Source organism: Algoriphagus sp., from assembly GCF_029254265.1.
Classification (GTDB): Bacteria; Bacteroidota; Bacteroidia; order Cytophagales; family Cyclobacteriaceae; genus Algoriphagus.
Genome location: NZ_JAQWXX010000064.1, coordinates 1 through 12,237 on the forward strand (window position 1 = coordinate 1; position 12,237 = coordinate 12,237).

Here is a 12,237-nt window from a genome sequence, read left to right on the forward strand (position 1 = left end):
CAGTCAAGTTCAGTTTGGAAGCTTTTACTGAACTCTATGACTCCTTGACCTTTAAATATATCCATTTTGAGCGTTTGAAAAGCTATAAATATATGCAATTAAAAGGACACCTCTAAAAATTTAAATTTAATACGAAAAATTGATCAAATTTGTACAAATAAATAAAATAAAAAATAATGAATTATTAACCACACAGAAAAGTATTTTAAATACAAAAATATACATTTATTTTAAAATCTATAATAACCATGGAAAATTTTGAACAAAGAACAAGCAAACAGAAACTCAAATCCTAAAATTCAGAGGAAAAAAATAGACATCAATTTAAAGTGAATTCAGATGAATTAATTAGAACTGTCAAATTCTATAAGATTTTTGTTTAATTGTAAAGGGAAATAGTTAATCAGGGAAATAAAAATTTTCTAATTCAAACAAAGAATAATTAAACTTTATGACTCTACGGAATCCTGCACGTGGCCAAATTTTCTTTGATAGGCTATGTCAATAGTTTTCATAGTTTATAGAAGTGGTGTTTCTTGGTTTAAAATACGCAAAACCATGAATATCATTGAATTTGTCACCCATTTTCCAGACGAGGAAAGCTATGAGATCTATCTGAAAGGTTACAGATAAAGGACTGGTATTTATTGTAAAACCTGCACTGGTTTCTCAAAGCAATACTGGTTTAGTGCGAGCAAGTTTTTTGAACGCAGTAAATGCAGGAGAAGGACAATACTCAAAGCTGGGACGGAAATGGAGTCAAGTAACCTGTCTTGCATACCTGGTTTACCGCGTACTTGATGTCTGCTACCAAAAAAGGCTTTTCTTGCCTTGAATTTCAGAGACAGTTGGGCTTGAAAAGATATGAGACGGCCTTCAATCTGAAGAATAAAATAAGGACAGTAATGGGGAAAAGAGACGATCTATATCTACTTAAAGGAATGGTGGAGTATGATAAGGCATATGTGAAAAAAGCGACAAACAGAATAGTTCAAGATCGTTTAAAACGTGGAAAGGGAAGTCAGAAGCAGGCAATAGTAGCCGTTGCCTCAGAATCAACCCCCTTAGAAGATCCTCTTTCAGGAAAGAAGGGACGTCATTGTGGCTTTTTCAAATTGAAAGTACTTAGTGATGTGACCAAAGCATCGGTAGAAGAATTTGTAAAAGATTCGATAGACCCTAAATCAGTTCTATTTACCGATAAAAACACCGCCTATATCAATCTTGAAAAGATGGTCGAGAAACATATCAAAGTGAAATCTTCCTCTCAATCAGCTAACGGGGATTTAAACTGGGTGCATACAGCTATCAGTAATTTGAAAAAGAATCTGATAGGAATTTACCACATGATCAGTGAAAACCACCTCCAGAATTACCTGAATGAGTTTGCTTACAAGCTCAACCGTAGATATTTTGGCGATAAACTCTTGGATAGATTAATTATTACCTCAGTTTACCCATACGTGCAACATTCCGAGTAGTCACATTAAACTTAATTAAGTTGATTATCCCTTATTACAACTAATTAAAAATTAAGAAAAATAATCCACAAAAAATCGTTGAGTACTAAAAAAATCACGGACATCTTAAAAAGTCCAAGACGTAAGGAAATTTGAAACCAAAAGAATGAAAACCTCAAAAGACATCTTACACGAATGCAGTTTATTGATTGATCATCATGATTCAGGGCAAACAAATATTCCACTGATCTTAGAAAAACTATCTGAATTAACGCAATCTGAGAAAGTAATTATTTCATTAAAACCTCGCATTAGAGAATTAAGCAAAACCAATGAATTCAGGTATCAATACGCTAAAAAAGAAAATAGTTTGAAAATCGATGATTTTAAACCCGAGATTTATAAAGAATTAAAAGTCATTTTAAAATCAAACCCAATAATAAAGGATCATACTCCTATTAATCAAACAAGTAAGCTAAAGCAATGGGCTAAGGAAAACGAAGTTAAAAATTATACATTTCTGCCAATTAAAAAGAAAACTGCTCTTTATGGGATTATCGGATTCATAAATTTAAAAAACGTAAATTTACAAGAAAATCAAATAATCGATTTTTACAATTTCTGTAATGATTTAGGAGAAATTATAAAAAAAATAGAGAAATTAGAAAGAAAAGAATTGAAAAGGGGATTTCCCAAAACTATTCTGACAAATTTTATAGACCCGATAATTATACTGAATAAAAATTTACAGTCCACTTATATTTCGCCCTCTTACTACCAACTGATAAAACAAAATGAAAATTCAATCGAAAACATCAACGATATAGATATTCTAAATTTTGACTTAACTCAAATTGGAAGTTGGAAATTTCCAAAAAAAATTATCAGTGAAGTAAATTGTCTTAATAATAAAAATAAAATAATCTTCGAACATCAAATAAACAGTATACTCGGAAAGAAAAATAAAGTAAAGTATTATTTAATCACTTCAAGAGATGTGACAGAAAGGGAGCATTTAATTCAAAAAATGAAACTGAACCTTGAAAAAGAAAAAGATTTAAGTAGAATGAAAACCAAATTTATTTCAATGACATCACATGAATTAAGGACGCCCCTATCCACGATATTAAGTAGTGTTGATATTCTTGAACTATTAATAGATAAAAGTCAAGAGATAAATTTGAAAGACAAGAGTCTTACACATCTTCGAAAAATCCAAATTCAGATAAATCGGCTTAACAGAATAATTTCAGATATTTTTACAATTGATAGATTAGCCGGAACTAAATTAAATAAAGAAACAATAGACTTAAATTCAATTACAAGACAAATCATAATTAACTATTTTTCAAAAATTGATTTAGATAAATTTGACCTAATAATTCAAAACGAAAAGACAATAGTCTATACGGACAAAGACGCATTGATCAATATATTAAGAAATTTAATTGAAAACTCTTTAAAATATGGACAAAATTTAGAGAAAAGAGTAATAATTAAAATTAAAAAGGATCAAGATTTTATTTACTTTAGTATAGAGGATTTTGGAATTGGAATACCAAAAATAGATCAGCCACATATTTTTGAAAATTTCTACCGTTCAGGAAATGTCGATAATATAAAGGGTACAGGCTTGGGATTATCTATCGTCAGAGATCTCGCCATAAAAATTGAAGCACAATTAGAATTTCAAAGTAATGAAGGCAAAGGAACAAAATTTACTATAAAATTTAAAAATGAAAAAGACAATTTTACTAATTGAAGATGAAATTGAGCTTCAACAAAATCTGAAAGAAATTTTAGAATTCAATAAATTCGAGGTGAATACTGCCGAAAATTCAACAGAGGCACTTCAAATTTTGAACACAAAAAAAATCGATTTAATAATATCAGATATAATGATGCCGCACATGGATGGTATCAGTTTTTTAAAAGAATTAAAGAAAGACAATAAATATAATAATGTTCCATTTATATTCTTGACTGCAAAAGCAGGTCGTGAAGATATAAGAATAGGAATGAACTCAGGTGCAGATGATTATTTAACAAAGCCTGTTTCAGGACAAATGTTATTGAATTCTGTTTTTAAAAATTTAGCTAAAAAAGAACGAAGAAAAACCTGGGTTAAAAATGACCTGAAAAAAGTTATAATTAAAAATAAAAAAATCAAATTACAAGAATTAAAAATACCAATATTAGGAATAAGCTCAGTTTTCGAGTTAATGGGAGAAATGATACATACCTTCAAAAAAGAAGAATTTATAGAATTAATCCAATTAGGAAAAAATAATACTGAGAGATTAAATACCAGTCTAGAATATTTGGACATGTTTAACAAAACAAAAAATTTGGAAGCCCAAATAGAAAAAGAAAAGATAAGTCGAGAACTAATAACTCAAATCGCAAAGCAAAAAAATATAGAGATATACATAAAAGAATGGGATGAAGAAAGCGAATTTCAAATTGATAAAAAATTATTCTATTTTGTAATCAATGAGATTCTGACAAATGCATCCAAATTTAGTAAAGTGAAAGCAAATACGGAAGTTATGCTTACTAATAATAAATTAGTATTTCTAAATACTCAAGAAATATTTCATAACCAAATAAATATAAAGGCAAAACCTTTTACTCAATTCAACAAAAATAATCAAGAATTTCAAGGTCTAGGAATAGGCTTATATATAGTACAGAAGATCGTGAAAGCTCACGGTTATAGGTTAAAAATAAAGGTGAATAGTGACCTACTCTTTGAAACAATAATATCAACAAAAATTAGTAAGATTTATGCCTAATATTTTATTTAACTTAAAAAAATTTAGAAGGCAATAATATTCGTTGAAATTAAGGTTCATTTACACGATCATGAAGAATTTCAGATAATTGTTTAAAAAATCCCCTTCGGATAGGTACTATAAATTTTTTTACTGCAACTTCTTTGGAATTAAATGCAGTAATAAAATCTAAGTTCACGATATATGATTTGTGAATCCTAAGAAATTTTTTATCAGAAAGGCGGCTAGTAACATCCTTTAATATATCCCGAACAACATATTCGCGTTCAGTTGTATAAATCCTAGTATACAATCCATCTGCTTTAAGCATCATAATTTGATCTTCTTTTAAAGGAACAATAAAACCTTTATCTCTTATATTCAGGACATTGGTTGTTTGACCACGTTTATTTTGTTTTAAAAAGGATAAGTAAATTGTTGAAATTAAAACTTCTTTCGAGAAGGGTTTTAGGATATATGCGTCATAATTCAATAATGATATCTTTTCTAAGTAAGCTTTATCCGAATGAGCAGTAATAAATATAATGGGAATCTCTACAACTTCACGTACCATTTGAGCGACATCAATCCCAGAGAGCTTTCCTTGCAACATTACATCCATTAAAATGAGATCCGGTTTAAGCCTAAGTATGAGATCAAATGCCTTAGCTCCATCCCCCTCCTTCCCTACAATTGAATATCCTGAAAGGCTAAGAATTGTTTCCACATTCTCAGCCAAAGCCACTTCGTCTTCAACAATAAAAATATTTTTCATATTTAAACTAATAGTACTTTTAAGCTAATTTTCATAAAATCAATAGCATATAGTGTCTAATCTTTTTATCGCTTCGAGAACAAATTCAAATACCTGATAAGTACAATATCGAACAAAAAAAAGTAAAACCAAAAGATTTCAATTTTAAAATTTAAAGAAGCATGGAAACACTCTGTCAAACTTATTTATTTTTTTTCCTTTTTATTCATATACTAAACAATCAGAAATTAAATTGCATTTAATTAATAATAGAGTTACAATTCAAAAATCTACTGATTAAGTATATTATTAAAATATAAAATGATAAATAAAATATTTTAAATATTTATATTTTTAATTAAATTAACTGACGTAGAAAGTCTTTTTTTATCACCTCCTTTAAAACATCAATATTATTGTATTTAAAATCAGAGGAAAATAATAAAATTTAATTTATTAAAAAAAAAACATCGTAAATGCAATATATTTATTAATAAATATCATTCAATCATCTATTTAATATTTCAAATGATGTCCTACGAAGTGGTTCTTTGGACTTATTTTTTTTATTTGAATTAAAAAAAATAGATATACGCAGAAAATAATATCCTACAATTTCTTTTAAATATTCACCGAAAGCTAATATAAGCTGAAAGTTAGGAAATAAGAACCAAAGTAAAGTGGGATGATAATATTTATGAGCATAATAAGCTGGAGCCGTATATACCTCAAAACCTAGTCGGGAAAATATATACCTTGCTCTTCTCAAATGAAGCGCTTTTGAAACAAGAACTATGGGTGTTTTAGCGCTCTCAAAGTTAAGTTTATAGAAAAAAGCTTCTTCTTCCGTATTTTTGGGTTCGGATATACTTATAATTGAATCTTTATCAATACCCATTGTTTTGGCTACATGAGCTTGAATTTCAGCCTGAGATGGGTGTCCCAATTTTAGGGATTCGCCACTCATAATAAGCTTTGAATTCGAATTGGCTCTATGGAGTCTAACACCTTCCAAAACCCGTCTTAAAGAAGAATTGTTCAGCTGATGCTCCAAAAGAGAAGAACTATCCGGATTATGTCCACCACCAAGTACAAGAATATGAAAAAACCTTTTAAAGGTCTTAACATCTAAAGACTGTGTTTCATTTTCCAAATTCTTTATTAAAAAATAAGGTAGAAAATTAAAGAGAAGAACAAAAATTAAAATAAATGAAAATATATAAAACTTAATGATCGAGAAAACTAAAGCCAAAATAAACCAATATACCCAAACAGAAGGATTTAATAAAGATTTACTGAAAAAGGATCGAAAATTGTATACTAATTCCATAATTTAATTATCTAGTAAGGAAAATCGTGAAAAATTACTTTTATATTCAGGAATATGAACTTTCAGTAATTTTATTAAGTCTTCTTCATTATAATCCATATTAATACCAAGTTCAAGTTCATTTACCAAAGTCAATACATTAGAATAATAATATGGAATAGATTGCGCGATATAGATTTTAGGATGGTGTGTCTCTTTGAAGTCCTCTAAATTTGTAAACAATTCTTCGTATAGCTTTTCACCGGATCTAAGACCAGATATCCTAATATCAATATCTTTAAAGGGCACTTTCCCAGCTAACTTTATCATTTTAACAGCCAAATCAAAAATCTTGACAGGTTCTCCCATATCAAAAACAAAAATCTCCCCTCCTTTTCCCATTGTACAGGCCTCAAGAACTAAACTACACGCTTCAGGGATTGTCATAAAAAATCGAACAATATTTTTGTCAGTTACTGTTACCGGACCACCAGACTCTATTTGTTTTGTGAAAACTGGGATGACTGAACCGTTGGAACCGAGAACATTACCAAAACGCGTTGTAATAAACTGGGTTTTAGCGGTTTTACTCGTGGATAGAAATTTTGATTGAATGTATATCTCTGAGCATCTTTTAGAAGCCCCCATTACATTGGTCGGATTAACAGCCTTATCAGTGCTTACAAACACAAACTTTTCACAATCATAATTTTCAGCAGCATCTGCTAAATTTCGAGTACCAAGAATATTAGTTTGAATAGCCAACTTTGGGAAGGATTCCATCAAAGGAACATGCTTATATGCAGCAGCATGAAATACAAATTGAGGCCTAAATTTTCGGAAAACATCAGTTACAGCCTTTCTATTCCTTACATCACACAATTGCATGACTACAGGAAATTGAAGATTCATTCGATTCAATTCTTCATTAATATCAAACAAGGCAGTCTCAGCCATATCTAATAAAATAAGATTTGCGAGTTTGTACTTAGAAAGTTGTCTACATAATTCACTTCCGATAGAACCTCCTGCTCCAGAAACGAGTACAACCTTACCATTAAGGTTATTTGCCAAATGTTCCTGATCAATCTTAATAGATTCTCTCCCTAAAAGATCTTCTAAATTAATTTTACGTAAATCAGCAACTCCGATATTATCCTGGTTCAAACCATTGAAAGAAGGAAGAAATTTAACTTCCACATTATTATTTAGACAAATGTTTATAATCTTTGATTTGCGATCACTCGAGATCTTGTTAGAAGCAAAAATCAACTCGTTAATATTGAATTTATCAATTGCCAATTCGAGTTGATTATCCCCAAATAAAATTTTCTTCCCAAAAAGTGTTTTTCCCTTCTTTGAAGGGTTATCATCAAAAAATGCAAAAACTTTATGAATTGGACTATATTCTCTATTTAGAATTTGATAAACCATAATACCGGATTTACCAGCTCCAAAAATTAATGTATTGACAATATTCTTTTTGAATTTAAAAACTCTGAGATAAATTTCCTTTATAAGTATCCGATAAAGAATCAAACTAACCAAAGCACCTAATTGCCCAAGCAGTATAAAAGAATAAGAAATAGAATTCAAAATTTCGTTATCACTCAAAACTATCTTTAAAATAACGACGATTATTAATGCACTGAAAAAAATAACGGACAGTCGAATAATTTCATATATATCAGTAAATCTTACAAAAGATTTATAAGTCCCTTTAAAGACCATAAGAGCAATAACTACCACAAAAGAAATTAAGGACCAATAAAGAATACCCTCTGTAGGCAAATAAGTATTTCCAAGAACAGAAAGAAAAAAATAACTCAATAGAAAATTAACAGCCACAACAATTAAGTCAAGCGCTAATATTAATGAAACAGGAACAAAAGGAACTTTCCGAATCCAAATTGCTATTATGAGTTTTAGTTTAAGTAAATTTATTTCCATAATTTCAAAAGCTGTTTAAAAGATTGGAATTATATCGCCTCAATGTATTTTTCAAAGACCGTTTTGAGTTGAAGTCTCGGCCAATCTCCCCCTCATTACTGTAGGTATATTCCCAACGGAATGAGTCATTAGTTCGAAATTCAAAAAAATTAGAGCGCAGAATTTTTCCAGGAAAAATAGGGATCATAAAATTAAATCCAGCAGTATTACCTGTTTGAGTAAAAGTAGCAAAGAGCCCTATCTCAATATTTTTAAATTGCTTAAAGGAAGAAGCTCTCAAACCACTATCAGCAAATAAAAACTGTCCAAAATCCAAAGAAAGGCTGATTCTTTCCTTTGGAAATAAGTATTCAAGATTGGCCAGTAAAAGATCATCATTAATAGAATCAAAGAAAACAGCATTCTCAGGGAAATAATAAAACCCAGTTTTGGCATAACGTAGGCCAAAACTAAGTCTACTATTCAAAGGCATATAACGATACTCTATATCAGTACCATACCGATCATTATGAAACAAGCCAAAGGAAAACTGAAAATAATGATTATTGGAAAATTTGCTGAAATAATCAAAATAGGAAGCCCCCAGTTTAACATTAGAAGTTTCATTATCCAAGTCATTTTGAAGAGGTAATAAAATTCCAGTATTCAAAGAAAAACCTTTAAATAAAACGATTTCAGACGCTATAGATACAGCAGTCTTACTTTCAACCGGGTTCTCAAAATCCCCAAAACGTACTTGAATATCCGGCTCTATATAAACATTGAAGCGATAGTTACTTGGTGAGAAGTTTCGATTAATATCCCGTTGAAATTCTTCGGAAAGATTTTTTGTAGAGAATTTTCCGTTTTCAAATTCAGAACTATAAAGAGCAATACCTTTATTTAAGAGTACAAATTTATTTTCGAAAAACCCTCTACTCAGGCTGATCGAGTTTGCCAATCTTAAAGTCTCGGAAGGATTATTAATACCCCTGTGCTCAATCCCCACTAGATAAACTATTCCTTCTGAAGAAGAACGAACCGGAATAATAAGAACTTGCTCAAAACCAGCTTTACGAAGTGATTGATTAAGTAATTCTTTATCCTGAGCTTGAGCTACGGTTAAAATAAGTAAGAACGATATGAAAAATATAAATTTAATCATAGCTCTTAAAATTACTTTTAAGAGACTTATCTAGAAAAACTTTATACCCCACTTGTCCGGACAGTGCATTGAAATCCATTAAATTGGCGTTTATAAAAAATCTTTTAAATAATGTAATACTTGAAGAAATATTAATAAACTTGGAATCGTATTCAGCAGACAAGAATACTTTTTCTTTATAGTTTGCTTGCAGGCCACCAAATACTCCGGATAAATAGTAATTACCAAATTCAGATTTTGGAATCCACTGATAACCCGAATTTTCATAATTAAAGTTTTCAGGAGGTTTACGGAAATTACTTGTAAATCCATAACCCAATATAGGTTCCAACTTTATAGTTTCACTAATTGAAAACACTCGACTAATAAAAATCGAATTATGATCTATAAAACTGGCTGCTAATGGAGGGGATAAAATCACCGACAAATTAACCACATGTTTCTCCTGCTTCAGAAGGAATAGTTGAAGATCAAGGTGTCTATCCCCTATACCTATCCTGGGTATATCAGTCGGGCGTGTAAGTACAAAATTAATTAAAAGCCAATTAGTTACATTTAACTTAACAGAATAAAATAGCTCATTGGAGCTCTTACCCATAAAGTTATTTATAGAATAACTCTCAGGAAGATAAGCTAATTGAAAAGATATGTTTTCCCTAGCTTCATTCAATGTTGGTCTTGGAATTTTCACCAAGCCAGGCTTTCCTAGTATATTATACTGAGCAAAGGAACTTTCTAGGTTGAATAAAAATAGAGATAAAAGAAAAATAAATTTCCAAAGAACTTTATCCATGAAATCAATTTAATTTCAATCCGATGGTAAATCCCACTTCTACCCCTTGCAAGGAAATATTTTTAACATCAAATGCTCCTGTTACTTCCTCTGAGTATATTCTATGATCATAAGAACCTGTATTATACTGTGAAAAAATCGTAAGAATTAGACTTTCAGTTATTCTGTTAGTAAACCCAAGCATCACATTCAATCCAAAATCATTTCCTGAAAATTTAGATTCGGGCAAACTCCCTTCTCCACCAATCACATCTCTTGAAAATGTGTGCTGTATAAAATATCTGGATACACCAACCCCTGCTATAATATGAGACTTTGAAATAATTGATGCTCCAGATGCAGCTTCTTCATCTTCATCTTCACTTTTAACAATCTTTTTAGATAAGGGCTGCTTAAATTCCAACGAAAGCCCCACTGGAATTATACTCTGAACCACTTTTTCATTTCGAACAAGGTCACCTAACACTAAGGAAGATGTAAAAGAATTTTGAGCATAACCCAATCGACCACGAAAGCCAAAACTTTTACCCAAATCAATCTTTCCATATAAAGTTGGAAGAATTACAGTAGTCGTCTTACCATTCTCGCTCGATGGATTAACCAACAGACTTGTTTCATCTGGAGTAGAATAAATTCGAGACCAAGCAGAAATACCTGCTCCAAATTCACTGAAGACAACTTGAGCCTTTGATGAAAGAGGAAGTAAGGAAATTAATATGATGAGTTTAAGAATTTTCATATAAGAATAATTAGAAGTTTAAAAGTATTAATTCAACCACCAGCTCCCTGATTGTGACAATTATCAACTGCACCATTATAAATTTGCTCCTGCAAACTGACGGCTAGATCATAATTATTTTTGGCAGTAATTAAGGCTGCTTGCTTCTCATTCTGAACTGATTCAAGGCTTTTCTCTAAAGCCTTATCTTCAGCTAACTGATAGTTTAAATCCCATTCCAAGAGTTGGGATCGTGAACTCAAAACAAATACGGCAAGATAAATTCGCAAACCTCTTTTGATATTGTCCGAATAATCGAGCGCTTCGATAGCGGAACCAAAAGTGAAAGCGAAGGCTTTTATCTCATCTGTTTTAGACCGTAATACCTCAGAAAAACTTGCCCTTCTCAAAATAGAATTGAGCTCATAATCGGCAGGAAAGTTTAAATAAAAGGCTTCAACAAGATCAATTTGCGCTTGATACTGGTCTTCTAAATTTTGCAAATTTTCAAGGTATAATGCTTCAGCAGCCTCTTTGCAGGGAGTGACAAGTGAACTTAACCGATTCTGTGGAGAAGAAATTGGTTTATATTGAACTTTAGAAGGATTTACTCTACCTCCCGGAATTACTCCGTCTACCGTGGGAAATTCCAACTGGGCTAAATAGGCTACAAATTCTTCGTTATCCTCAAATTCCTCCTGTATTTGAAGAAATTCCTGTGAAGGCGCTACGTCACCATTGAAAATCCCTTCAATCCATTCATTGGTAACTTCGGTATTGATGTAATCATCTGCAACCTCTGGAGCCACTTCTGCAAAGCTTTCAATAATTGTAATGTTCTCTTCAGAAATATTGTCGTCAATAACTGCCTCAACAACATCTACCACCAATTTTTCCCCTTTCTCAGTTACAATTAAATCTCCCTCAGTTGGTAATTCCTCAGTAGGTGTTACTACCACCACTTCGGGTAGTTCCTCTACCTCTTCCAATTCGGGAAATGAATATTCAAACGCCTGAATATTGTCCAGCTCTGCAGGTAAACAACTACCAACTAAAAGTAACAAAATAATGTAAGTGAACGACTTCATTTTTAAATAGATTATTTAGAAATTCAAAATTCAGGACAAACTAATTGGATTCAAACCATGATGAAACAAAGTGTATATTTTTGTAAATTTTTTGCTTATAATTTGACTTAATGTTGAAATTTCAAAATAATTTTTATGTATATCCGCAAAGATGCCAGTAGCCAAATAAGTTAGAAGTGACAGCCAGTGACAATCGCTTTCTTGCGATCTTAACGGGTACTAAATTAGGTCAAAATAAACGGTTTTG

General features: G+C 31.0%; 9 protein-coding genes and 1 pseudogene. 3 read left to right on the forward strand and 7 right to left on the reverse strand.

The annotated features are described in order from the left end of the window. Positions 1–558 precede the first annotated feature (558 nt). The 3 genes and pseudogenes from P8O16_RS09395 (at position 559) to P8O16_RS09405 (ending at position 4,255) form a co-directional block, all read left to right on the forward strand. Positions 559–1,481: pseudogene (locus P8O16_RS09395) on the forward strand (IS1595 family transposase). Between the two features lie 145 nt (positions 1,482–1,626). Further along, positions 1,627–3,222 carry a HAMP domain-containing sensor histidine kinase gene (locus P8O16_RS09400; RefSeq protein WP_300313725.1) on the forward strand — a complete coding sequence of 532 codons (1,596 nt, stop codon included), beginning with the start codon at positions 1,627–1,629 and terminating at the stop codon, positions 3,220–3,222. Then, positions 3,197–4,255: a response regulator gene (locus tag P8O16_RS09405; RefSeq protein WP_300313727.1), complete on the forward strand. Its 1,059-nt coding sequence runs from the start codon at positions 3,197–3,199 to the stop codon at positions 4,253–4,255. Before P8O16_RS09400 ends, P8O16_RS09405 begins: the two co-directional genes overlap by 26 nt. A gap of 49 nt (positions 4,256–4,304) precedes the next feature. On the opposite strand, the gene P8O16_RS09410 is transcribed toward P8O16_RS09405, so the two are convergent. From P8O16_RS09410 to P8O16_RS09440, 7 genes are all read right to left on the reverse strand, one after another. After that, positions 4,305–5,009, reverse strand: a complete 705-nt coding sequence (locus tag P8O16_RS09410; protein WP_300313730.1) for a LytTR family DNA-binding domain-containing protein — start codon at positions 5,007–5,009, stop codon at positions 4,305–4,307. Between the two features lie 487 nt (positions 5,010–5,496). Then, positions 5,497–6,318, reverse strand: coding sequence for a YdcF family protein (locus tag P8O16_RS09415; RefSeq protein ID WP_300313733.1), 822 nt, complete (start codon positions 6,316–6,318; stop codon positions 5,497–5,499). Positions 6,319–6,321: 3 nt separating this feature from the next. Then, positions 6,322–8,247 carry a nucleoside-diphosphate sugar epimerase/dehydratase gene (locus P8O16_RS09420; protein WP_300313735.1) on the reverse strand — a complete coding sequence of 642 codons (1,926 nt, stop codon included), beginning with the start codon at positions 8,245–8,247 and terminating at the stop codon, positions 6,322–6,324. Positions 8,248–8,251: 4 nt separating this feature from the next. Further along, positions 8,252–9,391 carry a YjbH domain-containing protein gene (locus P8O16_RS09425; RefSeq protein ID WP_300313738.1) on the reverse strand — a complete coding sequence of 380 codons (1,140 nt, stop codon included), beginning with the start codon at positions 9,389–9,391 and terminating at the stop codon, positions 8,252–8,254. Continuing rightward, the gene (locus P8O16_RS09430) at positions 9,384–10,184 is read right to left on the reverse strand and encodes a hypothetical protein (RefSeq protein ID WP_300313741.1); all 801 of its coding nucleotides are present in this window, start codon (positions 10,182–10,184) and stop codon (positions 9,384–9,386) included. Before P8O16_RS09430 ends, P8O16_RS09425 begins: the two co-directional genes overlap by 8 nt. Before the next feature lie 4 nt (positions 10,185–10,188). Continuing rightward, positions 10,189–10,923: a hypothetical protein gene (locus tag P8O16_RS09435; RefSeq protein WP_300313744.1), complete on the reverse strand. Its 735-nt coding sequence runs from the start codon at positions 10,921–10,923 to the stop codon at positions 10,189–10,191. A 32-nt stretch (positions 10,924–10,955) separates the two neighbouring features. Then, positions 10,956–11,990 (reverse strand): hypothetical protein, encoded by a 1,035-nt coding sequence (locus tag P8O16_RS09440; protein WP_300313746.1) that lies wholly within the window; start codon positions 11,988–11,990, stop codon positions 10,956–10,958. Positions 11,991–12,237 lie beyond the last annotated feature (247 nt).

Excerpts from the sequence above, each read along its gene's own strand:
- P8O16_RS09405 (WP_300313727.1), top strand. The coding sequence starts at position 3,197 with ATGAAAAAGACAATTTTACTAATTGAAGATGAAATTGAGCTTCAACAA.
- P8O16_RS09435 (WP_300313744.1), bottom strand. The coding sequence starts at position 10,923 with ATGAAAATTCTTAAACTCATCATATTAATTTCCTTACTTCCTCTTTCA.
- P8O16_RS09430 (WP_300313741.1), bottom strand. The coding sequence starts at position 10,184 with ATGGATAAAGTTCTTTGGAAATTTATTTTTCTTTTATCTCTATTTTTA.
- P8O16_RS09410 (WP_300313730.1), bottom strand. The coding sequence starts at position 5,009 with ATGAAAAATATTTTTATTGTTGAAGACGAAGTGGCTTTGGCTGAGAAT.
- P8O16_RS09425 (WP_300313738.1), bottom strand. The coding sequence starts at position 9,391 with ATGATTAAATTTATATTTTTCATATCGTTCTTACTTATTTTAACCGTA.
- P8O16_RS09420 (WP_300313735.1), bottom strand. The coding sequence starts at position 8,247 with ATGGAAATAAATTTACTTAAACTAAAACTCATAATAGCAATTTGGATT.
- P8O16_RS09440 (WP_300313746.1), bottom strand. The coding sequence starts at position 11,990 with ATGAAGTCGTTCACTTACATTATTTTGTTACTTTTAGTTGGTAGTTGT.
- P8O16_RS09400 (WP_300313725.1), top strand. The coding sequence starts at position 1,627 with ATGAAAACCTCAAAAGACATCTTACACGAATGCAGTTTATTGATTGAT.
- P8O16_RS09415 (WP_300313733.1), bottom strand. The coding sequence starts at position 6,318 with ATGGAATTAGTATACAATTTTCGATCCTTTTTCAGTAAATCTTTATTA.